At 75.1% G+C, this 25,485-nt stretch carries 24 protein-coding genes and 1 pseudogene; 10 read left to right on the top strand and 15 right to left on the bottom strand.

Annotated elements, in window-relative coordinates; translation table 11 throughout:
* Window positions 1-102: 102 nt before the first annotated feature.
* The 4 genes and pseudogenes from ACWD3O_RS19040 to rph all read right to left on the bottom strand — a co-directional run bounded on the left by ACWD3O_RS19040 (window position 103) and on the right by rph (window position 5,585).
* Complete coding sequence (locus ACWD3O_RS19040) at window positions 103-1,434, bottom strand: phytase (RefSeq protein WP_451416643.1); 1,332 nt, start codon at window positions 1,432-1,434, stop codon at window positions 103-105.
* A 133-nt stretch (window positions 1,435-1,567) separates the two neighbouring features.
* On the bottom strand, window positions 1,568-1,921 hold the full coding sequence (locus tag ACWD3O_RS19035) for a GNAT family N-acetyltransferase (RefSeq protein ID WP_451416741.1): 354 nt from the start codon (window positions 1,919-1,921) through the stop codon (window positions 1,568-1,570).
* Window positions 1,922-2,896 (bottom strand): annotated as a pseudogene (locus ACWD3O_RS19030) (pirin family protein); the annotation flags it as partial.
* A 79-nt stretch (window positions 2,897-2,975) separates the two neighbouring features.
* The gene (rph, locus tag ACWD3O_RS19025) at window positions 2,976-5,585 is read right to left on the bottom strand and encodes a rifamycin-inactivating phosphotransferase (protein ID WP_451416642.1); all 2,610 of its coding nucleotides are present in this window, start codon (window positions 5,583-5,585) and stop codon (window positions 2,976-2,978) included.
* A gap of 220 nt (window positions 5,586-5,805) precedes the next feature.
* Here rph and ACWD3O_RS19020 point away from each other — a divergent pair, with 220 nt between their 5' ends.
* The 3 genes from ACWD3O_RS19020 to ACWD3O_RS19010 all read left to right on the top strand — a co-directional run bounded on the left by ACWD3O_RS19020 (window position 5,806) and on the right by ACWD3O_RS19010 (window position 8,804).
* Complete coding sequence (locus ACWD3O_RS19020) at window positions 5,806-7,008, top strand: winged helix DNA-binding domain-containing protein (RefSeq protein WP_451416641.1); 1,203 nt, start codon at window positions 5,806-5,808, stop codon at window positions 7,006-7,008.
* A gap of 134 nt (window positions 7,009-7,142) precedes the next feature.
* The gene (gene dnaN / locus ACWD3O_RS19015) at window positions 7,143-8,282 is read left to right on the top strand and encodes a DNA polymerase III subunit beta (protein ID WP_451416640.1); all 1,140 of its coding nucleotides are present in this window, start codon (window positions 7,143-7,145) and stop codon (window positions 8,280-8,282) included.
* Between the two features lie 141 nt (window positions 8,283-8,423).
* The gene (locus ACWD3O_RS19010; protein WP_451408692.1) at window positions 8,424-8,804 is read left to right on the top strand and encodes a hypothetical protein; all 381 of its coding nucleotides are present in this window, start codon (window positions 8,424-8,426) and stop codon (window positions 8,802-8,804) included.
* 44 nt (window positions 8,805-8,848) lie between these two features.
* Here ACWD3O_RS19010 and ACWD3O_RS19005 read toward each other — a convergent pair whose 3' ends face one another.
* The gene (locus ACWD3O_RS19005; RefSeq protein WP_451408691.1) at window positions 8,849-9,301 is read right to left on the bottom strand and encodes a flavodoxin family protein; all 453 of its coding nucleotides are present in this window, start codon (window positions 9,299-9,301) and stop codon (window positions 8,849-8,851) included.
* A gap of 42 nt (window positions 9,302-9,343) precedes the next feature.
* Here ACWD3O_RS19005 and ACWD3O_RS19000 point away from each other — a divergent pair, with 42 nt between their 5' ends.
* Both ACWD3O_RS19000 and ACWD3O_RS18995 read left to right on the top strand, forming a co-directional pair.
* Window positions 9,344-9,988 (top strand): class I SAM-dependent methyltransferase, encoded by a 645-nt coding sequence (locus tag ACWD3O_RS19000; RefSeq protein ID WP_451416639.1) that lies wholly within the window; start codon window positions 9,344-9,346, stop codon window positions 9,986-9,988.
* A gap of 263 nt (window positions 9,989-10,251) precedes the next feature.
* Complete coding sequence (locus ACWD3O_RS18995) at window positions 10,252-11,265, top strand: zinc-binding dehydrogenase (protein ID WP_451416638.1); 1,014 nt, start codon at window positions 10,252-10,254, stop codon at window positions 11,263-11,265.
* Here the strand turns inward: ACWD3O_RS18995 and ACWD3O_RS18990 are convergent.
* Together ACWD3O_RS18990 and ACWD3O_RS18985 are read right to left on the bottom strand one after the other, a co-directional pair.
* Entirely contained in the window at window positions 11,255-12,301 is a 1,047-nt protein-coding gene (locus tag ACWD3O_RS18990; RefSeq protein WP_451416637.1) for a phosphotransferase family protein, read from the bottom strand. The genes ACWD3O_RS18995 and ACWD3O_RS18990 overlap by 11 nt on opposite strands.
* Window positions 12,302-12,433: 132 nt before the next feature.
* Window positions 12,434-12,847: a GMC oxidoreductase gene (locus ACWD3O_RS18985; RefSeq protein ID WP_451409029.1), complete on the bottom strand. Its 414-nt coding sequence runs from the start codon at window positions 12,845-12,847 to the stop codon at window positions 12,434-12,436.
* A gap of 331 nt (window positions 12,848-13,178) precedes the next feature.
* Between ACWD3O_RS18985 and ACWD3O_RS18980 the strand changes: the two genes are divergently transcribed.
* A complete protein-coding gene (locus ACWD3O_RS18980; protein WP_451408687.1) occupies window positions 13,179-13,895 on the top strand; it encodes a type 1 glutamine amidotransferase in 717 nt (238 codons plus the stop codon).
* Window positions 13,896-14,001: 106 nt separating this feature from the next.
* On the opposite strand, the gene ACWD3O_RS18975 is transcribed toward ACWD3O_RS18980, so the two are convergent.
* From ACWD3O_RS18975 to ACWD3O_RS18945, 7 genes are all read right to left on the bottom strand, one after another.
* Window positions 14,002-15,246: a cytochrome P450 family protein gene (locus ACWD3O_RS18975; protein ID WP_451408686.1), complete on the bottom strand. Its 1,245-nt coding sequence runs from the start codon at window positions 15,244-15,246 to the stop codon at window positions 14,002-14,004.
* Window positions 15,243-16,517, bottom strand: coding sequence for a cytochrome P450 (locus ACWD3O_RS18970; RefSeq protein WP_451416636.1), 1,275 nt, complete (start codon window positions 16,515-16,517; stop codon window positions 15,243-15,245). The genes ACWD3O_RS18975 and ACWD3O_RS18970 overlap by 4 nt, the downstream gene beginning before the upstream one ends.
* Before the next feature lie 7 nt (window positions 16,518-16,524).
* Window positions 16,525-17,154 (bottom strand): GTP-binding protein, encoded by a 630-nt coding sequence (locus tag ACWD3O_RS18965; protein WP_451408684.1) that lies wholly within the window; start codon window positions 17,152-17,154, stop codon window positions 16,525-16,527.
* Entirely contained in the window at window positions 17,135-17,491 is a 357-nt protein-coding gene (locus ACWD3O_RS18960) for a DUF742 domain-containing protein (RefSeq protein WP_451408683.1), read from the bottom strand. The genes ACWD3O_RS18965 and ACWD3O_RS18960 overlap by 20 nt, the downstream gene beginning before the upstream one ends.
* Complete coding sequence (locus ACWD3O_RS18955; protein WP_451408682.1) at window positions 17,488-17,925, bottom strand: roadblock/LC7 domain-containing protein; 438 nt, start codon at window positions 17,923-17,925, stop codon at window positions 17,488-17,490. The genes ACWD3O_RS18960 and ACWD3O_RS18955 overlap by 4 nt, the downstream gene beginning before the upstream one ends.
* Entirely contained in the window at window positions 17,925-19,532 is a 1,608-nt protein-coding gene (locus tag ACWD3O_RS18950) for a sensor histidine kinase (protein WP_451408681.1), read from the bottom strand. Before ACWD3O_RS18950 ends, ACWD3O_RS18955 begins: the two co-directional genes overlap by 1 nt.
* 207 nt (window positions 19,533-19,739) lie before the next feature.
* Window positions 19,740-20,876: a lipid II:glycine glycyltransferase FemX gene (locus ACWD3O_RS18945; RefSeq protein WP_451416635.1), complete on the bottom strand. Its 1,137-nt coding sequence runs from the start codon at window positions 20,874-20,876 to the stop codon at window positions 19,740-19,742.
* Between the two features lie 235 nt (window positions 20,877-21,111).
* Here ACWD3O_RS18945 and ACWD3O_RS18940 point away from each other — a divergent pair, with 235 nt between their 5' ends.
* On the top strand, window positions 21,112-22,152 hold the full coding sequence (locus tag ACWD3O_RS18940; RefSeq protein WP_451416634.1) for a phosphotransferase: 1,041 nt from the start codon (window positions 21,112-21,114) through the stop codon (window positions 22,150-22,152).
* A gap of 139 nt (window positions 22,153-22,291) precedes the next feature.
* Window positions 22,292-22,891: a hypothetical protein gene (locus tag ACWD3O_RS18935; protein ID WP_451416633.1), complete on the top strand. Its 600-nt coding sequence runs from the start codon at window positions 22,292-22,294 to the stop codon at window positions 22,889-22,891.
* Here the strand turns inward: ACWD3O_RS18935 and ACWD3O_RS18930 are convergent.
* Window positions 22,885-23,436: a hypothetical protein gene (locus tag ACWD3O_RS18930; protein WP_451416632.1), complete on the bottom strand. Its 552-nt coding sequence runs from the start codon at window positions 23,434-23,436 to the stop codon at window positions 22,885-22,887. The genes ACWD3O_RS18935 and ACWD3O_RS18930 overlap by 7 nt on opposite strands.
* A 113-nt stretch (window positions 23,437-23,549) precedes the next feature.
* On the opposite strand from ACWD3O_RS18930, the gene ACWD3O_RS18925 reads away from it, so the two are divergent.
* Together ACWD3O_RS18925 and ACWD3O_RS18920 are read left to right on the top strand one after the other, a co-directional pair.
* Complete coding sequence (locus ACWD3O_RS18925) at window positions 23,550-24,062, top strand: SigE family RNA polymerase sigma factor (RefSeq protein ID WP_451408676.1); 513 nt, start codon at window positions 23,550-23,552, stop codon at window positions 24,060-24,062.
* Between the two features lie 52 nt (window positions 24,063-24,114).
* A complete protein-coding gene (locus tag ACWD3O_RS18920) occupies window positions 24,115-25,410 on the top strand; it encodes a hypothetical protein (protein ID WP_451416631.1) in 1,296 nt (431 codons plus the stop codon).
* Window positions 25,411-25,485: the final 75 nt, after the last annotated feature.

Below are 25,485 nucleotides of genomic sequence, written 5' to 3'. Positions count from 1 at the left end.
GGAGCCCGGGCGGGGCCACGGCTCGGCGAGGCTCCGGCTCGGCGGGGCCCCGCCCCGGACCGGGTGCACGGACCGGCGCCCGGACCCGTGCCCGCACCCGTTTCAGGAACGCCGGTCGCCCAGGGCCGCCCGGACATCGGCGAGGTCGACGAACGCGAAGCCGGTGGCCTCCCGGTCGCCGTCCTCCGGCGACATGTGGCCGTCCTGCACCACCAGCAGGCCGTCCGGGTACCGGCTGCCCAACGGGGCGTCCAGCACGGCCGCGCCGTCGCACTCCTCCACGCCGTCCAGCGCCTCGTCCCCGGACGCCGCCACCACACGGAAGCCGCCCGCGTACCGGCCGCGGTCGTACACGGCGAAGCTGTCGTCGCCCTGGCTGGAGGCGAGGAGCCGGGCCGGGCCGCCCGCCCGGCCGGGCAGCAGCGTCAGGCCCTCCACGTCGGCGGCGAGGCGGGCGCCGCCGAAGCCGGGGTCCGCACCGCTCGGCAGGCACTCCTCGCTCGCCTCGTCGTATCGGGCGGGCACGCCGAACTCCCGCACCCTGTCGACGAGTTGCGGCTTGCCGCGCAGGTCGGCGGAGAGCCGCCAGACACCCACGTCCTCCTGGCCGGCGTAGAGCGCGCCGGTGGCCGGGTCCACCACCATGCCCTCGACCTGCGGCAGTTCGCCGGGCTCCCCGCACGGGGACCAGGACGTCCCGTCGGGCAGGCGGAAGCCGGCGGGCAGGGCCAAGGTGCGGACCGTGCGGTAGCCGACCTCGCCGGAGGCGGTGGCGGTCAGCTCCAGCAGTGCCAGCTCGGTGGTCCCGGCGCGGCTGACCACGGCGTAGGAGCGGCCCGACCGCGGGTCGGTGTACGTGGCGAGCCCGTAGGCGGTGCGCTCCTCGTTCACCTCCTCCTGCGAGCCGGTGAAGATGCGCGGGGCCGCGGCGTCGGTGACGTCGGTCAGCGGGGCGCCGGGGGCGTCACCGTCGATCCGGTAGACCCGCAACCGGTCGGTGCCCCGGTCGCTGGTCACGGCGAGGTCCGCCCGGCCCGACGGCAGCCGCAGGCCGTGCACGAGGTCCACGTTGTTGAAGCGGCCGGGGGCGTCGGCGGGGGAGGGCGCCGGAGGGGCCGCGACGGCCTGCACCTCACGGGCGTCGAGGTCGTAGACCCGCAGCCCGCCCTCCTTCACGGCCGTGATCACCAGGCTGCGGTCCGGGTCGGCCGCGTGCCGCCAGATCGCCGGGTCGTCGGCGTCGGCGTTGCCGCCCTCCTCGTCGTCGAAGACCGCCGGGGTCTGCGCGCGCGGAGTGACCCCCGGAAGTGCACCTCCCGACCGGCCGGCCGCCCCGGCGGCCGGGGCCACGCCCAGCGTGGCGGCCACCACCGCCACGGCGGCGGCCAGGGATGCGGCGGAGAGGATGCGCGTTCTGCTGCTGCGGGTCGTCACAACTGGCTCCCGGGTCACAGGGGTCGACGTCCGGACGGACAGCGCGAGCGTGCCCGCCGTCCGTGCGCCCCGGGAGTCCGCCAGCCGCCCGGGAGGCGACGGGCAGGTGAACGGGTCGCGTCGACGCCCGTGCTCAGGCGTCGAGTTCGGCCGCGAGCCAGGCCCGCACCTCGGGGGTCGCCTCGTCGGTGATGTCGCGGTAACCGTCGTGCTTCGTCAGGTACTTGGCCACGTACGGGCAGATCGCGACCAGGCGCATGCCACTGGCGCGCACGTGCTCCAGGGCCTCGCGGACCAGGATCGAGGCGAGCCCGCGCCCGGCGTAGGCGTCGTCGACCACGGTGTGGAAGAAGACCCGCCGGGAGCCGTGGTCGCGGAACTCGGTGAAGCCGGCGACCGTGCCCTCGACCAGGATCTCGTAGCGGTGCGCCTCGGCGGCGAGACGGACCTGGGTGGTCTCGTCCGGGGCGGGCGGGGTCTGGGGCACGGGGTTCCTCCGCGGCTGGAGACGGATGTTGGGCAGGGCCGGAGCGGGCAGCCGGTCGCCGGGGTAGCCCTCGACGACGCCGAACCGGTCGGAGCGCTCCTCCCACCCGGCCCGCGCCTCCGCGATCTCCTCGTGCGAACGGCCCACGAAATTCCACCACATGACGATCTCCTCGCCGAACGGCGGGCCGCCCAGCAGGATCACCCGCGCGGACTCCTCCGTGCTCGGGTTCGTCACGTCGAGGGTGGTGCGGCCCGGCGCCAGGTAACCGAGTTCGGCCGGTGCGAGTCGGCTGCCGCCCGGGAAGGTGAGGGCACCGGCGTCCAGCAGCAGGCCGTGCTCGAAGCGCTCGTCCACCGGCAGGCTCAGGTTCGCCCCGGGCGCGAGGATCAACTCGGCGCCCAGCAGCGGCGTGTACGTCGGCACCGGGGAGACCTCGCCGACCAGCGAGCCGAGGAACACCCGCATCTCACCCGCGCCGCCCGGCAGTTCCACGCACCGCGGCACGTGGTGGCGGAAGTCGCGCGGCGCGTCACGGTGCTCGGCGGGCAGCGCCACCCAGAGCTGGACGCCGTGCAGGACCGTGGTCGACGGGGTGGACACCTCGGTGTGCGCGATGCCGTACCCGCCGGTCATCAGGTTCACCTCGCCCGGGCGCACCATGGCGTGGCTGCCCAGGCTGTCGCGGTGCTCGATCTCGCCGGTGAACAGCCAGCTCACCGTCTGCAGCCCGGTGTGCGGATGCGGGGCCACGTCCATGCCGCCGGTCTCCGCCACGTCGTCCGGGCCGTAGTGGTCCGCGAAGCACCAGGCGCCGATCAGCGAACGGGCCCGCTGCGGCAGCGTCCGCCGTACCGTCATCGCCCGCGGGCCGCCCAGCGGCACCGAGCGCGGCGTCAGGATCTCCACCCGTGTGGAGGGCCCCGGGGCGGACGTGCACAGCACCTCCGGAGGATGTACCTCGGTGTTGCTCATCTGCCCCGCCTCGCTTCCGCCCGTCGTCGTGCCTCACGGCCATCGTATGCCCGGCGCGACCTGCGGGCGGCCGGCGTCGTCAGCCGAGGATCTCGACGTACCCGTCGGTGCCGTGCACCCGGATCCGCTGCCCGTCCCGGATCAGGCGGGTGGCGCCGTCCACGCCCACCACGGCCGGCAGACCGTACTCCCGGGCGATCACCGCCCCGTGGGTCATCAGGCCGCCCACCTCCGTCACCAGGCCCGCGACGCCCACGAACAGCGGGGACCAGCCGGGGTCGGTGAAGGCGGTGACCAGGATGTCGCCCGCCGCGAGATCGGCGTCCGCCAGGTCGAGCACCACGCGCGCCCGGCCCTCGACGGTGCCGGCGGACACCGGCAGCCCGGCCAGGGCGCCGTCCGGGAGGCCGTCCCGCCGGTACGACCCGGTGACGGCCTCGCCCTCCGAGGTGAGGACCCGGGGCGGCGTGAGCGCCCGGTGGGCGCGGAACTCCTCCGCGCGCCGCCGGACGAGTCCCCGGTCCACCCGTTGGGTGCGCACCGCCTCGTGGAACTCCTCGAACGTGAGGTGGAAGACGTCCTCGGCGTCGGGGACCACCCCGGCCCGCACCAGGCGTTCCGCCTCCGCCGTCAGGGCCCGCCTGTAGAGGAAGTAGCGGCGGACGATGGCGTACTTCGGGTACTCCCGGTACCCGATGAAGGTCCTGACCCGCTCGATCATCCGCCGGGTCTCGTCCGCCTTGCGCTCGCCGTCCGGCAGGGCGCGCAGCCGCGCCAGGACGTCCCGCTCCTTCCGCAGGGCCTTCGCCCGGCCCTCCTCGAAGCGCCGCGCGGCGGCCCCGGGCCCGAAGTTCCTGACGTTGTCGAGGATCGCGGGCAGCAGCGTGGACGGCCGCTCGCGCCAGCGGGGCCTGGTGATGTCGATCTCGCCGACGCACCGCACGCCGTACCGGTCGAGGTAGGCCTCCAGGGCCTCGCGCGCCTCCGGGCCGCCCGGCAGCTTCGCCAGCCCGTCCAGGAAGTCCTCGCCCTCGACGTCCGCCAGGAAGGCCACCACTTCCGGGTGCGGGCGGATCGCGTCCGCGACGTCGAGCAGGGCCAGACCCATCTCCGAGGTGACGTTGCCCGGAGCCGACAGGGTCAGCGTGCCGGCCGCGTTCCGCTCACCCAGCCACTCGAGCAGCCGGTCGTCGAGCCACCAGGTGGCCTCCATGCCCGCCATGATCACCTGATGGCTCAGCGGATCGGCGAGCACCCGCCTGTGCTCCTCGAACGCCTCCCGCAGGAAGTCGAAGAGGGCCGGACCGCTCCGCGTGGCGAGGTCGCGCTCCAGGGCCGCCAGCGAGGCCTCGCTGCGCCGGACCAGCTCGGTGACGACCGCCGGATCGGTCTCCAGCGGGGGAGGCGGGGCCGCCGGGCCACCGGCCGCCGGATCCGCGGGCGCCGGGTCCGGCAGCGACGGGACGAAGCCGTCGCGCCCGAGCAGGGTCTCCAGGGCGTCCCCGACCAGCGGGTCACCCCCCGTCCTCATCGCGTCCAGCAGCGCGGCACGGCTCGCGGGCGAGGCCAGGCGCCGGGTGACGTCGACGAAGAGCCTCCCCCCGGCCTCGTGCATCGGGACCAGGGCGGTCGTCCGCCACAGGGAGAGCCCCAGGGTCTTCATGGCGTCGGTCATCATCTGCCCGTGGCCGACGGAGACGTAGACGCGGTTCTCCCCGTCGGGGGCCTCCGGGACCGGGAAGAGCGTGGTGACCGGCCGGCTCTGCACCAGCGCGAAGTCGTCGCCGACCAGGCACCATTCGATGTCCTGGGGGCGGCCGAAGTGCGCCTCCACGCGGCGTCCGAGCTCCACCAGCCGCACCACCTGCTCGTCGGTCAGCGCCGGCACCCGCTGCCGCTCCGGGGCGATCTCGACGTCCCGCGTGCCGCCGTCCGGCCGGGCGAGCACGGCACGGTGCTTGGCGTTGACCGTCCTGGAGACGACCTCGCCGTCCCGCACCTGGTAGACGTCCGGGTTCACCAGGCCGGAGACCAGCGCCTCACCGAGGCCGAAACCCGCGTCCACGGTGGCGACCCTCCGGTTCCCGGTGACCGGGTCGGCGGTGAACAGGACGCCCGAGGCGCTCGGCTCGACCATCCGCTGCACCACCACCGCCATGCGCACCTCGCGGTCGTCGACGCCGTGGCGGCGGCGGTAGGTCACGGCGCGCTCGGTGAACAGCGAGGCCCAGCACCGGACGACGTGCCGGAGCACCTCCGCCCGCCCCACCACGTTCAGGTACGTGTCCTGCTGGCCGGCGAAGGAGGCCGTCGGCAGGTCCTCCGCGGTCGCGCTGGAGCGCACGGCGTACGCGGCCCCCTCGCCGTAGCGGGCGAGCGCGTCGGTGATCCGCGTCGCGACGTCGTCCGGGACGGTGATCCGCCCGATCGCCCGGCGGACGGCGGCGGCCGACTCCCCGGCCGACTCCCGGTCGTCCGGGTGCGCCCGGGAGAGCAGGTCGATCCGCTCCCCGATCGACGGGTCCTGTGCCAGAACGCGCCGGAAGGCTTCCGTCGTCACGCAGAAGCCGTCCGGCACCGTCACCCCCTCGACGCGCGACAGCGCGCCCAGGTGGGCGCCCTTGCCGCCGACCGACGACAGGTCCGCCGCGTCGACGGCGCGTAGGTCCAGCACGTACCGCTCGTTCACCGAGACACCTCCGGAACCGTGGTGCCCGGTGCACCGCGGTGTGATCGGACCACGGATTCTGCGGCCCTGGCGGGGGCTTGTGGCAAGCCCCCCGGTGCGCTATAAGTTGAGCACGGCAAGGAGAGCGCTCTCCTTGCCTTTCGTTTTTCCCGCGCGCGCCCGGCCAGGCCGTCGCGTCACACGAACGGCGGGCGGAGCCCGCGAGGAGGGGTCGACGCCGATGCGGGCGATCACGGCGGAACAGCGCCGGGCGCGGCTGGGCCGGCGGCACCTGCTGGCCCCCGGGGAGCGGGCGGCGGACCCGGCCGGGGCCGCCCGCGCCATGGTCGCGCTGCACGGCACGGACCCGTCGTCGGTCCACCTCTCCGTCTGGGCGCGGACCGCCGGCTGCGGTGTCGCCGAGGTCGAGCGCGCGCTCTACGACGACCGGACCCTGATCCGGCTGCTGGCCATGCGCCGCACCGTCTTCGTCACCACCCTCGACCGGGCCGCCGTCCTCCAGGCCGCCTGCTCCCGCGAGGTCGCGGCCAGGGAACGACGAAAACTGGTCACGCTCCTCGCCGACTCCGGGCTCGGCGGCGGCACGGAACCCGGCGCGCGGCGGTGGCTGGCCGGCGCCGAGGAGGCCGCGCTCGCATCGCTGCGGCAGCGGGGCGAGGCCACCGCGACCGAACTCGCCTCCGACGACCCCCGCCTGGCCGAACGGGTGGTCCTCGGCAGGGGGAGCCGCAACCAGGCCCGGCCGAGCGTCGCCGCCCGGCTGCTGCTCCTGCTGGCCGCCGACGGCCGGGCGGTGCGCGGGCGGCCCCGCGGGTCGTGGACCTCCCACCAGTACCGGTGGTCTCCGCTGGAGCGCTGGTGCCCGCAGGGACTCGCCGACCTCCCCGTCGCGGACGCCGAGACCGAACTGGCCCGGCTGTGGCTGCGGTCCTTCGGGCCCGCGCCCGCGGAGGACCTCCAGTGGTGGACGGGCTGGACCCGCACCCGGACCCGCAAGGCCCTGGCCGGGCTCGACCGGGTGGAGGTCGACCTCGACGGCACGCCGGGGCTGCTGCTCGCCGACGACCAGGACCCCGTGCCGGAACCCGAGCCCTGGGCGGCCCTGCTGCCCGCCCTGGACCCCACGCCGATGGGCTGGCAGCGGCGCGAGTGGTTCCTCGGCCCGCACGGCCCCCGGCTCTTCGACCGGGCGGGCAACATCGGGCCGTCCGTGTGGTGGAACGGCCGTGTCGTCGGCGGCTGGGCCACCGACCCGGACGGCCGCGTCGTGCACCGCTTCCTCGAGGACGCCGGAGCCGACGCCCGCGAGGCGGTGGCCGCCGAGGCCGACCGCCTCACCGCCCTCCTCGGCGGCACCCGCATCGCCCCGCGCACCCGCGGCCGCACCTGGCTGGAGGAGGAACTGGCCGCGACCGGCGGCTGACTGCACGCCCGGCCCCGGGGCCCGGGCGCCACCGACCGCCGAACCGGGCCTGCACTCGCGGACCGGGCGTTGTCAGTGGTGGTCCGTAGCGTGAAGGGCGTCACCTGACCGACGACCCGACGGGGATGGGCGCCATGGAGTTCACGATCGAGCGGAGCGCGCTGGCGGAGGCCGTGGCCGGGGCGGCCCGGTCGCTGCCGGCACGCTCCACGGTGCCGGTCCTCGGCGGCCTGCTGCTGGACGCCCGCACCGGACGGCTCCGGGTCTCCGGCTTCGACCACGAGGCCTTCGCCGAGACCGACGCCCCCGCCGACACGGTCGCCGAGGGGCGCGTGCTCGTCCTCGGCCGCCGTCTGGCGGACATCTGCAAGGTGCTGCCCGAGGGCAGGGTCGCCTGCGCCCTGGAAGGCTCCCGCTTCACCGTGGAGGGCGGCGGCACCCGCTTCGGCCTCTCCACCCTGCCGCTGGAGGAGTACCCGGCGCTGCCCGCCCTCCCGGAGATACGGGGCCAGGTCGACGCGGCCGGGTTCGCGGCGGCGGTCGGCCAGGTGGTGGTCGCCGCCGGCCGGGACGACAGCCTGCCGGTCCTCACCGGCGTCCAGCTCCGCGTGCACGGCGACCGGCTCACCCTCAGCGCGTCGGACCGCTACCGCTACGCCGTGCGCTCCCTGCCGTGGAAGCCCGAGCCCGACGCGGCGGCCGACGACCTGGAGGCCGTCCTGCCGGGAAGGCGGCTCACCGACCTCGCCCGGGCCGCCGCGCGCTCCGGGACGCTGCGGGTGGGGATGAACGCGGGCGGCGGCAGCGGCCTGGTCTCCTTCGAGGCGGCCGGGATGCGCAGCGCCCTGCGGCTGCTGGACGGCCGGCTCCCGCGCTACGACAAGCTGTTCGTCCTCGACGACGCCTCGGTGGCCCTGGTGGAGCGCGAGCCGCTCGGCGAGGCGGTCCGCCGGGTCGGTGTCGTCGCCGAGCCCAACAGTCCGATACGCCTGGACTTCTCGGCGGACGGACGTCTGCTGCTGCAGGCCGGCTACGAGGACGACGTGGCCTCCCAGCGGATCCCGGCCACCCTCACCGGGGCGCCGGAGATCTCCGTCGCCTTCAACCCCCAGTACCTGCTCGACGCGCTCCAGACCTTCACCGCCGACCGGATCCGCTTCGAGCTGCTGGGACCCGCGCAGCGCGTCCTGCTGGGCGGCGTTCCCGAGGACGACGACGCCTCACGTGAGGTGACGCACCGTCACCTGCTGATGTCCGTGCGGCAGTTGGCGTGACCGTCGCCGGGGACCCGCCGGAGGGCGGCCGGCCCGTCGGGCGTAGGGTTCGATCTTCCCGCCCCCGGTGGCCGTCGGCACGGTCGTCCGGGGCCGGCGTTCCCGTCCTCGGCCGTCACCGGCCCCGTTCCGAGAGGGACCATGCGCCAGACCGTCATTCGTTCCAGGACCGCCCGCCCGGTCGCCGTGCTCGCCCTCGCCCTGCTGGGAGCGACGGCCTGCGGCTCGACGCCCGACACCGGGGCCGACGGCACCACCGCCTCCGGATCCCCGGCGGCGGCCGCCCCGCCGGAGGCGCTGAGCACCCTCGCGGACCTGACCGGCGACTGGGAGGGCGGCAACGCCCAGGGCGTGATGGAGCAGCTCGGCCAGGACACCGACGTCCGCTTCACGGACGCCACCGGCGCGGACCGGCCGGTGGAGGACCCCGCACTGTGGACGGTCTGCACGGCCCACCGGCTCGGCGGGGACGGACGCGTGGTGTACCAGTTCGGCGTGGTCCGCACCGACGAGAAGTGCTGACGGCGGGAATCCCGGCCGGCCGCCCCCGGCCGCCCGGGGCCGGGTCAGTCCATCAGCCCCGCCGCGACCGTCGCCCCCAGCTCCCAGCACGCCTCGGCCCCGGCCTTGCCCGGCTCCCCGGTCACGGTCACCGGTTCCGCGACGCGCCTCCAGCCCAGCCCGGTGGCGATGGACTCGACGGCGCGCGCCGCGCCGGTCACGTCGTTGTTGCCGTGCAGGTAGTACCCGAAGGGGCGGCCGCGCGTGGCGTCCAGGCACGGGTAGTAGATCTGGTCGAAGAAGTGCTTGAGGGCGCCGGACATGTAACCGAGGTTGGCCGGCGTGCCGAGCAGGTAGCCGTCCGCCTCCAGGACGTCCGAGGCGGTCGCCGCCAGAGCGGCCCGCCGGACGACGCGGACGTTCTCGATCTCCGGGTCGCTCGCCCCGGAGACGACCGCCTCGAACATGGCCTGGCAGCTCGGCGAGGGGGTGTGATGCACGATCAGCAAGGTGGGCACGGCCCCATTGTCCTCCCTCCCGCCCGGTGGAACGATGCCGCCATGACCGAAGCCGACGGCGGCACCGCCCGCCCCCGCCCCGAGGCCCTCTTCGACGCGCTGGGCGCCGAGTACGAGAAGGCATTCGCCGGCTCCGAGGCGCACCACGCCTCCCTGGAGTGGCTGCTGGGGCGGCTCGCCCCGGGCAGCGGCGTGCTCGACGTGGGCAGCGGCACGGGCAGGCCCACCGCCGAGGTGCTCGCCGCCGCCGGACACGACGTCCTCGGGGTCGACGTCTCGCCGGTGATGGTCGAACTCGCCTCCCGGCAGGTCCCCGCGGCCCGCTTCACGCTCGCCGACGTCCGCGAACTGCGGCTCGACGAGGGGTCGCTCGACGCCGTGACGGTCTACTTCTCGCTGCTGCAGATGACCCGCGACGAGCAGGAGGAGCTGGTGGGCCGTCTGGCCCGCGCCGTCCGGCCCGGCGGCGCGGCCGTGCTGGCGACCGTGCCGGTGGACGTGGACGACGTGCCGCACGCCTTCATGGGCCATCCCGTGCGGGTGAGCAGCTTCGCGGCGGACGGCTTCGCTGAGCTGGCCCGGCGCGCGGGCCTCCGGGTGGTCGAGGAGCATTCCGTGCTCTTCACCCCGGCCCACCCCGACGGCGAACCCGAGCCGCACCTCTACCTGTACTGCGCCCGGGACTGACCGCCGCAGCCGCCGCAGCCGCCCCGCAGCCACGGCGCAGGCGCCCCGCGGCCGCCGCAGCCGCGGCGCGGGCGGCCCGACAGGCGGCCCACGCGCGGCCCCGGCCTGCGGCCCGTGCGACGGAGCGGCGATGCGGGTCGCCCCGCGGGGCACATGGTTCCATGAGCACGTCGACGAGGCCGTCGAACAGGCCGTGCCGCCGAGGTCCTCCAGGGCCCGGCCCCAACGTGCCCGACGGCCGGGAACGGGAAGGAACGCACGTCATGAGCCGCACCATGCTGGCGGGCCGGATGAACTTCGCCACCAAGACCTTCGCCGTCAAGGAGGTCCCGGTCCCCGACCCGGGACCCGGTGAGGTGCGCGTGCGGGTGCGCGCGGCGGGGGTGTGCCTGTCCGACGTCCACCTGATCGAGGGCCTGCTGCGCCCCATGCTGCTCCAGGGCGACGAGGTCACCCTCGGGCACGAGGTGGCCGGCGAGGTCGACGAGCTCGGCGCGGGCGTCGTCGGCGTCGAGCCCGGCACCCGGGTCATCGTCGGCGCCGGCAAACACGTCGGTGACGTGGTGTGGACGATGGGCGTCGACTACGACGGCGGCTGGGCGGAGTACGTCGTCGCCCCCGCCGAGGTACTGCTGCCGATCCCCGACATGCTGCCCGACGAACAGGCCGCGATCATCCCCGACGCGGTGTCCACCCCCTGGGGCGCCATCGAGTGGACCGGACGCGTCAAGGCCGGCGAGTCCGTCGGCGTCTGGGGCGTCGGCGGACTCGGCGTGCACGGGGTGCAGCTGCTGCGGTTCATGGGCGCGGCGCCGATCGTCGCCGTCGACCCGGTCGAGGCGGCCCGCGAACGGGCGCTGGAGTTCGGCGCCGACCTCGCGCTGGATCCGGGGGACCCGGACTTCGACGCCAGGATCGCCGCCGCCACCAAGGGCCTGGGTCTGGACGCCGCCATCGACTTCGCGGGCGTCGCCCCGGTGCGGGTCCAGGCGCTCAAGGCCCTGGGCGTGGGCGGGCGGCTGGTGCTGGTCGGCATCAGCGGCGGCGCGCTCACCGTGGAGAACGACGGCCGGTTCCAGTACGCGCGCAAGCAGATCCTGGGCCACTACGGCTCCGAGCCGCGCCACGTGGCGGACCTGGTCCGGCTCAGCGAACTGGGACGCCTGGAGTTCTCCCGGTCGGTCAGCGGCACGCTCCCGCTCGCCGAGGCGGCGCAGGCGGTGGAGCGCCTCGAGGCGAAGCAGGGCAACCCCATCCGCCTGGTGCTCATTCCCTAGACCAGTGGTGCTCCACCGGGCCCTCGCCCCGGGACCAGGCGTCGAGCATCCGGCCGAGGGGCGTGAAGACGTCCCGCTCCAGCCAGGCCAGATGCCCGGCGTCGAAGTTCCGGGGCCGGGCCTCCACCCACATGATCAGGTACAGGTGGGCGCGGTAGAGCGCGAGGCGCCGACGGGCCGCGGCGTCGAACGTCACGGGCCCGCCGGCGGCGCGGTAACCGCTCAGGAAGGCCTCGTCCCGGGTGACGTCGTGGAAGAGGCCCAGCGACACGAACTCGGCGACGGGGTCGCCCCAGAAGGCGCGCTCCGCGTCGATCAACGCGGTGACGCGCGGCCCCCGCGGCCCGCGCTCGGCGAGGATGTTGCCGTCCCACAGGTCCCAGTGGACCAGCCGGGGAGTCGTCACCTCGTCGAGCACGTCGCTCCGCGCGCCGAGGATCTTCCGGATCTCGTCCGCGGACCGGGGCAGCGGGACCGCGAACCGGCCGGCGTCGTCGAGCACCGCGTCCACCATCTCCAGGAAGGCGTCACGCCAGACCGGCCGCAGCGGGCCGAACGGGAGCGCCGGAAGCCCGAACCCGTCCGCACCGGTGATCGAGTGCAACCCGGCCAGGTGGCGTCCCAGTTCCTCCCGCAGCCGCGTCCGGCCGTCGGCGTCGACGTCGTCGCGCAGCTCCGCCCAGGGAGTGCCGGGGCATTCGGCGGTCACCAGGTGGTCGCCGAGGCCGTGGCCGCCCGGCGGGGTCACCGCCAGCACGGTGGGCACGGGGACGGACGTCCGCTCACGGGCCGTCCGCAGGTACCAGGCCTCGGTGGCGAGGATGCCGCGTTCGTGGCGCAGCACGGGCCGGTCGGGAGCCGGCGCCAGCTTCACCACCAGACCGGCGCCGTCCGCCGTCCCGACCCGGAACACGGAGCTGAACGTGCCGCCGCCCAGCATCCGGCAGTCGGTCACCTCGCCCCACCGGACCCCGGCGTCGCGCAACGCCGCGACGAGCCGTTCCTGCCGCCGCTCCTCCGCAACCGTTTCGGACATGCTGCGTTCCCCCTTCGGCTCACCACCCCGCGCCGGTGGCCCCGCCATCCTGGCAGCCGCCGCCGGGCGGGGGAAGAAGCGTGCCGCCGCCCCGGTCCCCGTCGGCGATCGCCCGCGCCAGGCGCTCGCCGATCAGCACGGCGGTCGCGGCGGGCCCGCGCCGGGGAGCGGCGTCAGGATCGACGTGTCCGCGACCCGCAGGCCGCGCAGGCCGTGCACCCGCCCGAACTGGTCCACCGCCGCCCGCCCGGACGCGTCCGGCGGCCCCATCGGCACCGTCCCGCAGGTGTGCTGCGCCGTGCCGAGCCGGTCGCGGACCCAGGCGTCCAGTGCCGCGTCGTCCTCCAGGACCCCGGGAGGCAGGCCGACGACACCCGGCCGCCGGGCCAGCGCGGCCAGCGGCCCGGCGGCCAGCAGCCCGGCGACGGGCCGTAGCGGTTGAAGGCCACCACCGCGTCCCGCAGCGCGTCGAGGACCGGCGTCCCGGGCGGCGCCGCCTCCAGCAGCTCGCGCAGCCGCTCCAGCTGGGCCGGGAAGTCGCCCCACACCAGGTCGTTCTTGGAGGCGAAGTAGCGGAAGAACGTGCGCCTGCCTATGCCGGCCGCCGCGGCGATGTCCTCCACGGTGGTCGCCTCGAACCCCCGCTCCGCGAACAGCCGGAAGCCGACCCGCTCCAGCGCCGCGCGGGACGTCGCCCGAGGACGGCCGGTACGCGTCTCCAACCCCTGCTCCCTTCCTGGCCCTTCCCGGCCCTTCCAGTCCCTTCCCGGACCGGGCCCGAGCCTACGCGCAGCACGCCGCCGACCGGACCCCCGTCACGGGCAGGGATCATGGACGCCGGAACCGGCCCACCTTCCCTCCCCCGAAAGGACCCGTCATGCCCCGACCGACCGCCCTCGTCGTCCAGAACTTCCCCGGTGGCGGCCCCGGCCGCTGGCAGGACTGGCTGGGGGAGACCGGCCTCGACTGCGAGGTGGTGGAGGCCCACACCGGCGCCGCGCTGCCCGACGGCCTGGCCGGCCGGTACGCCGCGCTGGTCGTACTCGGCGGCCCCCTCATGCCCGACGACGACATACGCGCCCCCTGGCTCCCCGCCGCGCGCGCCCTCGCCCGCGAGGCGCTGGGCAGCGGCCTGCCCTACTTCGGCATCTGCCTGGGCGGCCAGCTCCTGGCCCAGGTGGCGGGCGGGGAGGTGCGCGCCGAGCACGGCACCCCCGAGGCGGGCAGCACACCGCTCACCCTGCTGCCCGCCGTCGCCGACGACCCGCTCTTCCACGGCCTGCCCGAACAGGTCACCGCCATCGAGCACCACGTGGACGCCATCACCGTGCTGCCGCCCGACGCCGCCTGGCTGGCCCGCTCCACGACCTGCCCCCACCAGGCGTTCCGGGTCGGGTCCACCGCCTGGGGCGTCCAGTTCCACCCGGAGGTCGCCGCCGGGCGGATCGCCCACTGGAACCCCGACCGGCTGGCCCGCAACGGCTTCGACCGGGGAGAATTGCTGGAGCGCGCCCGGCGCGACGAGCCGGCCGCCGCGGAGGTCTGGCGCACCGTCGCCCACCGCTTCGGCCACCTGGCCGCGAACCGCGCCTGACCCGGACGCGCCGGAGCCCCGGCCGGCGGCGAGGACGCCGGGCCCCCGGCCCCCGGCGGCGAGGACGCCAGGGGCCGGGGGCTCCGGGGACGGGCCGGCCGGGACGTCAGCCCAGGAACACCGGGAACGCGGTGAGGTCGTTCTGCGTCATCACCGGCAGGTTCTGGATCTCCTCGTCCGCCACGGCCATCCGCATCCGCGGGAAGCGCTCGAACAGCGCCGGCAGGGCGATGGCCGCCTCCAGCCGGGAGAGGGCGGCGCCGGGGCAGATGTGCGGGCCGTGCCCGAAGGCCATGTGACGGATCGGCAGTTCGCGGGTGACGTCGAAGCTGTCCGCGTCCGCGCCGTGCTGCTCGGGGTCCCGGTTGATGGCCCGGTACGACATGACCACCCCGTCGCCCTTCGGGATCACCGTGTCGCCGACGGTCAGGTCCTCCGTCGGGAAGCGCATCAACAGGTGGGTGTTGGCCGGGTCCCAGCGCAGGGTCTCCTCGATCACCGCCTCCCACGAGACCTTCCCGTTCAGCACCAGTTCGAGCTGGTCCGGGTGGTTCAGCAGGGCGCGGGCCGCGCTGGTGATCAGGTCGATGGTGGTCTCGTGCCCCGCGGCCACCAGGGCCTTGAGGTTGCCGAGCACCTCGTCCTCGCCGAGCGGCTCGCCGCCCTCCTCGCTGTGGATCAGCGCACTGAGCAGGTCGTCGCCCGGGTTCGCCTTCCGCTCCCGGATGAGGTCGAGGTACCACCGGTCGAAGGTCTCCAGGATCTCCAGCCGCTCCTCGTGCGGGGTGAGCATGGAGAAGAACCGCTTGTAGCCGTCGGCGAGCCACGGCTGGCTCTCCTCCGGCACGTCCAGCAGCAGGCACACCACCCGCATCGGCAGCGGCTGGGCGAAGACCGCCTTCATGTCGACGGGCGAGCCGTCACGGCCCGCCTCCTCCATGGCGTCCAGCAGCGTGCGGGTGAAGGCGGCGATGTCGTCGCGTATCGCCTCGATGCGTCTGGGTGTCAGCGCCTGCGCGGTCTTGCCGCGCAGCCGCCGGTGGTCGGCGCCGTCCACGGTGAACATCGAGCGGCCCGCGTCGATCATGGTGATCAGGGGCCACTCCCGGGTGACGACGCCCTCCCGCCACAACCGCCACTGGTTCAGGTCCTTGACGAGGCGGGGGTCGAGCAGCAGCTCCCGGGCCACGGCGTGCCGGGTCACCGACCAGGCGGGCACGCCCAGCAGGTCGATCGGCACGACGGGGCCGGACGCGATCAGGCGGGCGGTCTCGCCGGCCAGGTCCCGCACCATGGGGTCGATGACGATGGGGTCGACGGTCGTCGTGGCGCCGGTGTAAGGGCACTTCATCGGTGGTCTCCAACGGTCCGAACGGCGGTGAAACGCACTGGCAGCGACGTGAAGCCCCGCATGAAGGGCGAGGGCCGGCGCTCCAGGGACTCGGCGGGGACCGTCAGTTCCAGGTCGGGCAGCCGGTCGAGGAGCACCTCGATACCGGTCCGCGCGATGATCTCGGCGATCTCCTGGGCGGGGAAGGGACAGCGGTACTCGCCGTGGCTGAAGGAGAGATGGGCGCTGTTGCCGGACGCCACCACGTTCCGGTCGGCCGACAGGTCCTGGCGCACGTGCGGGTCCAGGTTGGCGCCGCCGTACCCGAGCAGGATCAGGTCGCCCGCCCGCAGCACGCGTCCGCCCAGCGTGGTGTCGCGGGCGGCCCACCGGTTGGGCAGCATCTGCGAGGGGGTGTCCTCCCAGAGCACCTCGTTCATGGCCTGGGCGATGCTGTGCCGGGCGCCGCCCAGCGCCGTCGCGAAGCGGACGTCGGTGAGCATCAGCCGGATGGAGTTGCCGATCCAGTCCGTCGTCTGGAGGTAACCGGCGGCCACCACGGCCCGCAGGTCCCAGACCATCTCCTCCTCGGTGAACGGCGCGTCCTCGCCGCTGTCGTGGGCGAGCATCCGGGAGGCGACGTCCGGCCCCGGCCGCTCCCGCTTGGAGTGCAGCAGCTCCCGCATGCACTCGCCGTACTCGTCGTTCGCCTTCTGGGCGTCCGGACCGGCGTCGGAGAGCCGCTGGATGATCCGCGCGATGCGCGGGCCGTCCTCGTCCGCGAAGCCGCACAGCCGGGCCAGCGTCAGGATGGGCAGCGCCATGGCGAACTCCTCCACCAGGTCCGCCTGTCCGCGCCCGCAGAAGGCGTCGATCAGCCGGTCCGCCAGCTCCTCCACCTCGCGGCGGAGTTCGAAGGCGTCGGTCTGCTCGAGCACCGCGTTCACCAGCCGGGTGTGACGACGGTGCTCCTCGCCCACCGTGAAGTACACGCAGGGCACACGCTCGCCCAGCATGGGCCGCAGCGGCCAGTCCGCCGGCACGTTCGGCCACTGGTTCCAGAGGCCGGCGTCCCGGGGGAAGAGCTCCGGGTCGCTGGTGACCTGGTGCAGCTCCCGGTAGCCGATGACCAGCCACGCCGGGAAGCCGGCGAACTCCACCGGCACCACCGGGCCGAACCGGGCCCTCAGGTCCCGGTACTGGTCGTGCGGCGCGGTGTGGAAACGCTCGTCCGCCAGCAGGTTCACGGGGCAGAGGCCGCCGTGCGCTGAGGTCTGGGCAGGGGTGTTCATCCGGTCCTCACAGGGCGGGGGCCGTCGCGCGGGCCCCATGAAGGGTCTGCAGGTGCTCGGCCAGCGTCAGCAGGACCTGTTTGCTGGACTCCCGGGACCGGGCGTCGCAGTCGACCAGGGGGATGCCCGGGTCCAGGTCGAGCGCGTCCCGGATCTCCTCGAGGCTGTGCGGAGGACCCCCGAAGTCGTTGCGGGCCACCACGAACGGCGTGCCGTGGTGCTCCAGCCGGTCGATGGCGTACCACGACTCGTCGAGACGGCGGTCGTCGACCAGCACCACCGCGCCGATGGTCCCGGCGAACAGGCGGTCCCACAGGAACCAGAACCGTTCCTGGCCGGGCGCGCCGAACAGGTAGAGCACGGTCTCCTCGTCGAGCGTGATCCGCCCGAAGTCGAAGGCGACCGTCGTTCCGGTCTTGTCCGGCACATGGCGCGTGTCGTCGGTGGGGACGCCGGCCCGCGTCATCGTCTCCTCGGTGTTGAGGGGACGGATCTCGCTGACCGAACGGACCATGGTCGTCTTGCCGACGCCGAAGCCGCCGACGACCACGATCTTCAGGCCGTTGCTGGCCCGGTCGCCGAGCGGAGCGCGCGGCTCGTCGGGCACGGGCCGGGGTTCAGAGAGCGCGGAGTCCAACGAGCACCTTCTCCAGTGTGGCGGGGTCCAGCTCCGGGCGGCCGGAGGCGGTGTACCGCGGGTGACGGGCGGTGACCCGGCCCGCGTCCAGAAGGTCCGAGACGAGGATCTTCGTGATGGACACGGGCAGGCCGAGCTCGGCGGAGATCTCGACCACCGAGGTGGGGTGGACGCACAGACGCAGGATCTCCGAGAGCTCCGAGGACAGGCCGGCCGCCGGTCCGCTCTCGGCGACGATCAGCGTCACCAGGTCCAGGTCCTCCCGGGAGGGCCGGCTGCGCCCCGAGGTCAGGGTGTACAGCCGGTCCGGCCGGTCGTCGGGCCCGGGACGGTTCACGACGTGGCGGCCTGGACGGCCGTCTCGGAGCCCTCCCGGGGCGGCGAGCTCAGGTGCTCGCCGAGCTGCTCGATCAGCTCCTGCATGGTGTGCCCGACCAGCCCCGGGTCCGCGGTCTCCTCGGCGACGACCGCGATGTGGGCGCCCGCCCCGGCCTCGACGATGAACAGCAGCCCGCCGTGGAACTCGGTCATGGACTGCCGCACACCGCCGTCACCGTTACCGAACTCCGCCGAGGCGCCCTGGGCGAGCGACTGGATGCCCGCGGAGATGGCGGCCAGCTGGTCGGCCTGGTCGACGGTCAGCTCGGGGGAGTGGCACAGCTTCAGGCCGTCCCGGGAGAGCACCAGGGCGTGGCGTGCTCCGGGGGTGCGTTCCAGCAGCCCTTCCAGGAGCCAGGTGAGCTCGGCGATGCGGCTGTGGTCGTGGGTCATCAGTCGGTTCCTCGGGTGTCGGCGCCTGCGGGGGCTTCACGGGGCTGCTTCTCCTCGGCGGTCGCCGAGTCGGACGCGCGGGGGGCTGCGTCCGCGGTGCCGGCCTGGCCGGTCACGGCCGTCCGGAAGGCGTGGAACCGCGCACCGTGCGCGGCCGGTCGGGGGAGGGCGGCCGGCCGGGCGCCGCCGTCGCCCGCGGCGCCGTGCGAGCCCGGCAGGCCCTCGGGGTGGGCCGCGGCGAAGGTCTGGCCGCGACGGCGCCTGGGCAGCGCGGCCCCGGCGGCTCCGGCGGTCCCGGTGGCGCCTGCGGTCCCGGTGGCCTCTGCGGACCCGGCGGCGGCCGGTGAGGAGGCGGCCGTCCCGCGCCGGGGGAGCGCGTCGGCGCCGGCCTGGGAGGTCGCGGGGGTGCGCTGGCTGGGGATCGCGCCCGAGGTGCGGCGCGCGAGGGGCGGCCGGCCCGAGGCGTCGGCGGTCCGGCCGGCCGCCTCGGTGGCCGCGTCGGCGTCCGCCACGGCCGGGGCGGGCTCCTCGATGCGGGAGACCAGGTGACGGGGGATCAGCACCAGGGCCGCCGTGCCCTCCGTGGCGGAGGGGCGGAACGACACCTTGAGGTCGTGCTTGCGCGCCAGGTGGCCGACCACCGCCAGGCCGAGGCGCGTGCCGGTGAGCGACGACAGGTCCGGCGTCCGCCCGGAGACCGCCTGCTCCGCCCGGCGCAGCGCCGACTCGCTCATGGTCAGCCCGCTGTCCTCGACGGTGATCAGCAGACCGGCCGGAACCTCGCTGACGTAGGTGTGCACCTCGGTGCTGGGCGGACTGAAGTTGCAGGCGTTGTCCAGGAGTTCGGCCAGGACGTGCATCACGCCCTCGGCCGCGTGGCCGGCCACCGCCAGGGTCGGCGGCACGGCCCGCATCCGCACCCGCCGGTAACCGGCGATCCGGCCCATGGCGCCGCGGAGCACCGACTCCACCGCGATGGGCCGCGCCCAGCGGCGGCCCGAGCGGGCGCCGCTGAGCACCGCGATGGAGTCGGCCAGCCGGCCGGCCTGCGCGGTGCGGTGGTCGACGTGCAGCAGATCGGCCAGGACGTCGCCGTCGTGGTGGCGTTCCTCCATCTCGCGCAGCTCGGCGAGGGTGGAGGTGGAGATGGCCTGCATCCGCCCGGCCGCGTTGGCGCAGGCGGCCAGGGCGGCGGCCCGACGGGCCTCGCTGCGGCTCAGGGCGCGGACCGCCCCCTGGAGCGCCCGCAGGTGCTCGGGCCGGACGGGCGCGAGCCCGGCCTGCCCGCCGGTGGCGGTGAACTCGGCCAGCACCCGCTCCGCGGTGGCGCCCTCGGCCACCCGGGCGAGTGCCGCGGGGAGCGTGGTGTCGGCGAACCGCACGGCGTCCGCCTCGAGTTCGGCGTACCGCTCCACCGCGCGCAGCTCACGGGACCGGAACCAGGCGGCCAGCCCGGCGGTGAGCGTCACCAGGGCGCCACCGCCTCCGACGCTCCACAGCAGCGCCTCCGAGCTGTCCGCCGGGGCCACGAAGGCCGTGGCGCCGGCGAGCGCCCCGCTCGTCAGCGCGCAGACGAACGCGACCGAGCGGACTCGGGACAGGGTCATCGTCTTACTCCTCGGCAGGCCGGAGCGCAGCAGGGCGGTAACTCCGGGACACTATAGGGACGTTGTGTGTCTCGACTTGCCTGGAGGTGACCGAATCGTGAGGAGAGGTTGATCAGCGATTTCCGGCAATCGCCTACTTGTCACATCAAGTTGACCATGGACGCGGGGTTCGGAGGGCCCGCGAGGGGGCGGCTGTTTACCTGCCGTTCACCCTTCCCGGCGCCGAGTAGCCAGGTACACCTCAAATGCCTTGTGGAGCGGCCTGCTGATCGGGTAGTCCCACTCGCCCAGGTACTCCACCGCCTCGCCGCCGGTGCCGACCTTGAAGCGGAGCAGGCCGAGCAGCGGGTCGTCCTCCCGCAGGGTGTCCGTGATCCCGCGCAGGTCGTAGACGGCTGCCCCGCGTTCGTGGGCGTCCGAGATCATGCGCCACTGCAGGGCGTTGCTCGGCTGCACCTCGCGACGGCGCGCGGTGGAGGCGCCGTAGGAGTACCAGACGTGCTCGCCGACCGTGAGCATGGTGGCGGCCGCCAGCGTCTCGCCGTCGTGGGAGGCCAGGTAGAGGCGCATCCGGCCCGGCTCCTCCGCGCGCAGCGCGTCCCACATCCGGCGGAAGTAGTCCAGGGGGCGCGGGGTGAAACCGTCGCGCTCCGCCGTCTCGAGGTAGAGCTCGTGGAAGGTGCCCAGGTCCTCGCCGTCGCCCTCGACGACCTTGACCCCGGCCTTCTCCGCCTTCTTGACGTTGCGCCGCCACTGCTGGTTCAGCCCGGCGTGGACCTGTTCCAATGACCGCCCGGCCAGCGGCAGCTGGAACACGTGGCGGGGCTGGCCGAGGGCGAAGCCGCCCGCGCCGCCCTCGCCCGCCGGGCGCCAGCCGGCCTGCCGCAACCGCTCGGCGACCGCCCCGGCCCGCTCCTCCCGCGCGCTCGGCTCCGCGTCCGCCAGGCGGTGCGCCGCCGGATCCTGGATCGCCTCCTTGACCCGCTCCGCGCTCCACCGCCGCGAGACCACCGGCGGGCCCATCCGGACGGTGAACGCGCCCAGCCCCTTCAGGTGGTCCAGCATCGGCCGCAGCCGGCCCTCGGCCAGCTCCTCGTCGTCCCAGTCCACGACCGGGCCCTCCGGCAGGTACGCCAGGGAGCGCCCGATCCCCGGCATCGGCCGCAGCAGCGCCAGCCCCGCCCCCACCATCCGCCCGTCCGGACCGAACCAGCCCAGCGAGTGCGGCCGCCAGTCCTCCTTGACGTCGCCCCAGGCCGGGACCTGCAGATGGCTCACCGACGGCCGCTCCCGGACGAAGTCCAGATGCTCCTCGCGGGTGATCGCCCGAACCTCGCACCTCATGCGCCACGCTCCTGCCCCGGACCGCCTGCCTGCGGGGCTGCCGCCCCGCGGCGTCCGATGATCAGCCGATACGAACGCTGCAGAGTAGGCTCAGACATCCCTCGCATTCCCGGACCAACACTCCGCACGAACGGCCCCGCCCCCGGGCGGCCCGGACGGCCGTCCCACCCCCGGCGCTGCCGCCGGGGCGCGAATTCGCTGGTCGCACGCACGGTCACCCTGCTGGAATGGCCCGATGCGGCAGACGACGACAACCGACGCGACCGTCGACCCGGGCGACTGGCCCGACGCCGTCACCCCCTGGGGTGACGCCGCCTGGCGGACCGCCGTCGAGGAGTTCACCGCCCGCGGCCTCACGGCGCACGGACTGCGCCCCGGCGGCAGGCCCACGGTCCGGCTGCGCCCCTGGTCCGTCCTGGTGCGGATCCCCCTCCACGACGGCGCGCACGTCTGGTTCAAGGCCAACCCGCCGGCGAGCGCCTTCGAGGCGGGCCTCGGCGAGGAACTGGCCCGCCTGGCGCCGGAGCACGTCCTGCGCCCGCTCGCCGTCGACGCGGACCGCGGGTGGTCCCTGCTCCCCGACGGCGGGCCCGTCCTGCGCGACGCCCTGGCCGGGGCCGCACCGCGGGAGGCGGCGCGCGCCTGGGAAGAGCTTCTGCCCCGCTACGCCGAGGTCCAGCGGACCCTCCTCGACCGCACCGGCCGGCTGACCGCGCTCGGGGTGCCCGGCGCGCGGACCGCCGAACTGCCCGCGCTCCTCGACCGGCTCCTCGCCGAGAACGCGGTCCACCTGGCCCCCACCGAGGTCGCCCGCCTGGAGGCCGCCCGCCCGGAGATCGCCCGCGCCGCCGCCGAACTGGCCGCGCTCGGCGTGGGGGACTCCCTCGACCACTCCGACCTCCACGGCGGGCAGATCCTGCGGCCCGAGGCCGGCCGGTACACCTTCTTCGACTGGGGCGACTCCTCCGTCACCCACCCGTTCTGCAGCCTGCTGGTCACCTTCCGCACCTTCCGGCGCGCCCACGGCGACGAGGAGCTGCCGAGGCTGCGCGACGCCTACCTGGACGCCTGGACCGGCCCCGGCCGCACCCCGCGCGACCTGCGGCGCGGACTCACCATCGCGCTGCGGCTGGCGGCCCTCACCCGCGCCGCCGCCTGGGGGCGGCTGTGGCCCGGGAACCCCGGGCTCGCGATCGCGGAGGGCGAGCCGCCGGCGACCGCCCGGTGGCTCCGGGCGGTGCTCGAGGAACCGGGCGGCGATCACCTGAAAGGGTGACAAGTCCGGGCGCAACCAAGGCCCGTTCCCGCGTGTCCTACCCGGAAGAAGGGGGACGACGTCCGCCGGTCGGCACCACGGGACACGGCCGCCCGGGCGCGGGACCCGCACGCCCTGCTCGCAGAGAGAAGGCACCCGCATGCGCCGCACCACCACCGCCGTGATCGCCGCCACGGCGCTCGCCCTGATCCTTCCCGCCACCACCGCCACCGCCGCGTCCACGGCCTCGACGCCGCGGTTCCTCGCCCCCGCCGACCTGCCGCCGCACCCCTCGTCCGACTGGTACGGCGGCGAGGTCACGGCGGGAGTGCCCGACCCGGTGCCGTTCTGCTACGGGCAGGCGCTGCCCGGGGCGACCTCCCTGCACCGGGAGTTCTGGACCGACCTGGACACCGGAGCCCGCCAGGTGACGGTCGTCGAGAAGGACCGCGCCTCCGCCAAGGCCCTGGCCGGACTGCTCCGGCGGACCGTCGAGGAGTGCGCCGGGCGCACCGAGGCGGAGTACCCCCACACCGAGGCCGAGTTGACCCGTCTCGGCCGGGTCAAGGTCCAGGAGGGCGCCCGGCTGTACGCGGTCGAGGTCAACACCGAGTACACCCAGGACATCCACCTGTTCTCGGTGGGCCGCGACGACCGCACGGTGACCGTGGTCCAGTGGGGGCGGATGGGCCGGTTCGCCGACGCGCCCGTCGCCGCCTTCCGCGACACCGCGCGCACGTCCGTCGCCAAGCTCTACTGAGGACCCGCCGCCCGGTCGGCGTTCCACTCCTCCGGCAGGTCCCCGTCGCAGAAGACGCACACGAAGTACGCGTCCCGCACGATCTGGACCTGCCGGCAGGAGGGACACCACCGGAACACCACCGGGTCGGTGAACCCCTCAGGACGCCCGATCCCCGCCGCGTCCAGCGCGGCGGCCACGGCCTGCCAGGACGTCACGTCCGGGCAGTACCCGGTCGACAGGTTGCTCACCTCCGCCACCACCCGGCCGCCCGCCACCGCCGGGCCGTCCCCGCCGCCCCGGCGGTCCGTGCCGCCCCCGCCGTCCGCGCGGAAGCGGATCTCCCCGGCCGCCAGGACCGGCTCCCCTCCCGCGCACACCACGTGCTCGCTGCGCCGTGGCGCGAGCCGCAGCAGGCCCCGCAGGTCCACCACGTAGGTGAAGACCTCCCCGACGTCCGGCTCCCGCAGATCGCCGGGCCCCCGGATCGCCCTGCCCCGCCGCTCCGGGCGGACCGACGCCCGCAGTTCCTCCGGCCCGACGAAGCGGTAGCGGTTCCCGGTCATGGGCCGCGACGATACCGGCGCCGGCCGCCGAGAACTTTCCGGCGGGGTGAAACATCTGCGGGCCGGTGCCGCGTCAAGGAGGTGAGACAGGTTCGGGAGAGGGTGGGGCGCGGATGAGGAGCGGTCGGGCGATGGAGGAGTACACCGAGTTCGTCACGGCGAGGGCGAGCCATCTCCACCGCTCCGCCTGCCTCCTGACAGGGGGTGACACCCACCTCGCCGAGGACCTGGTCCAGGAGGCACTGGGCCGCCTGTACGTCCGCTGGAGCCGCGTCGCACGCACCGACAACCCGGCGGCCTACGCCCAGACGGTGCTGCACCGCACGTTCCTGACCCACCGGCGGCTGCGCAGGAGCGGCGAACGGCCCACCGACGCCCTCCCGGACCTCGCGGCACCACGCGGCGTGGACTCCGACACCCGGCTGGCCCTGGTCGACGCCCTGGCCCGGCTCCCGGCCAAGGACCGCTGCGTGATCGTCCTGCGCTACTGGGAGGACCGGAGCGTCCAGGAGACCGCCGACGTGATGAACACCAGCTCGGCCGCCGTGCGCACCCGCTGCGTCCGCGCCCTCGGCCGGCTGCGGGCCCTGCTCGGCGAGGAACTGCACGAGTACGCGGCCGTCTGACCCACCGCACGACCCACCCATCCCACCACCAGCACGGAGACGGTGATCCGCCATGCCCGCAGACGAGTCCAAGGAACACGACGACCTCTTCGAGGACCGGTTCGCCCGCGCCCTCCAGGACGCCGGGACGGGCTTCGGGCCCGGCCGGGACCTCGCCGCCGCCGGAGCGGCCCGCGGCCGCAGGCTCCTGGCCCGGCGCCGGGCCACCGTCCTGGCCGGGGCGGCCGCCGTCGCCTGCGCCGGCGTGAGCGGCGCGCTGCTCCTCCCGGGCACCGGGGGAGCGGACGACCCGCGGCCCGTGAGCGCCGCCTCGTCCGGCTCCGCCCCGGCAGGTTCCTCCCCGGCGGCCGGGACCGTCGGCGCCGGCGTCACCGCCGAGGAGATGATCCGCACCCTCAAGGACCTGCTCCCGGAAGGCACGACCAGCCAGGAGCAGGGCGCCGGCAGCGAGCGGCACCCCCTGCCGCCCTACGCCACTCTCGTGTACGACGACGGCGAGGGCGGCGGTGCGGTCGGCGTCAGCCTCAACCGCGTCGAACCGGGCAGCACCCAGGCGCGGGAGACGACCACCTGCCCCGACAAGGCCCAGGTCCGCCACGACGCCTGCCGGACCGAGAAGCTCGCCGACGGATCCACGCTCATGCTGTTCCAGGGGTACGAGTACCCGGACGGCCGGGCGGACACCAGGTGGTGGGCGGCGGACCTCGTCACCCCCCAGGGACACCACGTCTCGGTCGGTGAGTGGAACGCCGAGGCGCAGAAGGACGCACCGGTCACCAGGCCCCGACCGCCGCTGAGCATCGAGCAGTTGCGGACGGTGGCCACCGCCCCCGTCTGGCGAGCCCTCGCCGAGGTCCGTCCCGCGTCGGAGGAGCGGGAGGAGCAGGCCCCGTCGCAGGACACGGACACCCCGCCGGCCGACCCGTCCGGCAAGGCGATCCGCAAGACCCTCGTCTCCCTCCTCCCCGACGACGTCGAGGTCGTCGACCAGGGCGGTCAGGACACCCAGTACGCCTTCCTGGTGCTCGACGACGGCCGGGGCGCGAGCCTGGTCCAGATCAACGTGCAGGCCGACATGTCGGACGTGGAGCACCAGCTCTTCGGCGCCGACGCCGAGACCCTCCCCGACGGCACCAAGGTCGTCGAGCGCCAGGGACCCGGCGAGAAGGGCGTGGAGGGCGGGGTCATGTGGACCGTCGACACCATCCGGCCCGACGGCAGGCGGGTGGTGATCAGCGCCTTCAACTCCGGCGCCCAGGACACGGCCGTGACGCGCGAGACGCCGGCGCTCACCGTCGCGGAGCTCCGGGAGATCGCCACCGACCCGCAGTGGCGGGACATCCGCTGACCGCGCGGCGGCCCGCGCGGGTCGGCCGGCGGGAACCCGATCCCCGCGGGCCGCCCCGCGCCACCCTCGCCGCCG

Source organism: Streptomyces sp. NPDC002640, from assembly GCF_053592575.1.
Note: the sequence above shows the minus strand (reverse complement) of the source record. Positions and strands in the feature narration are given on the sequence as shown.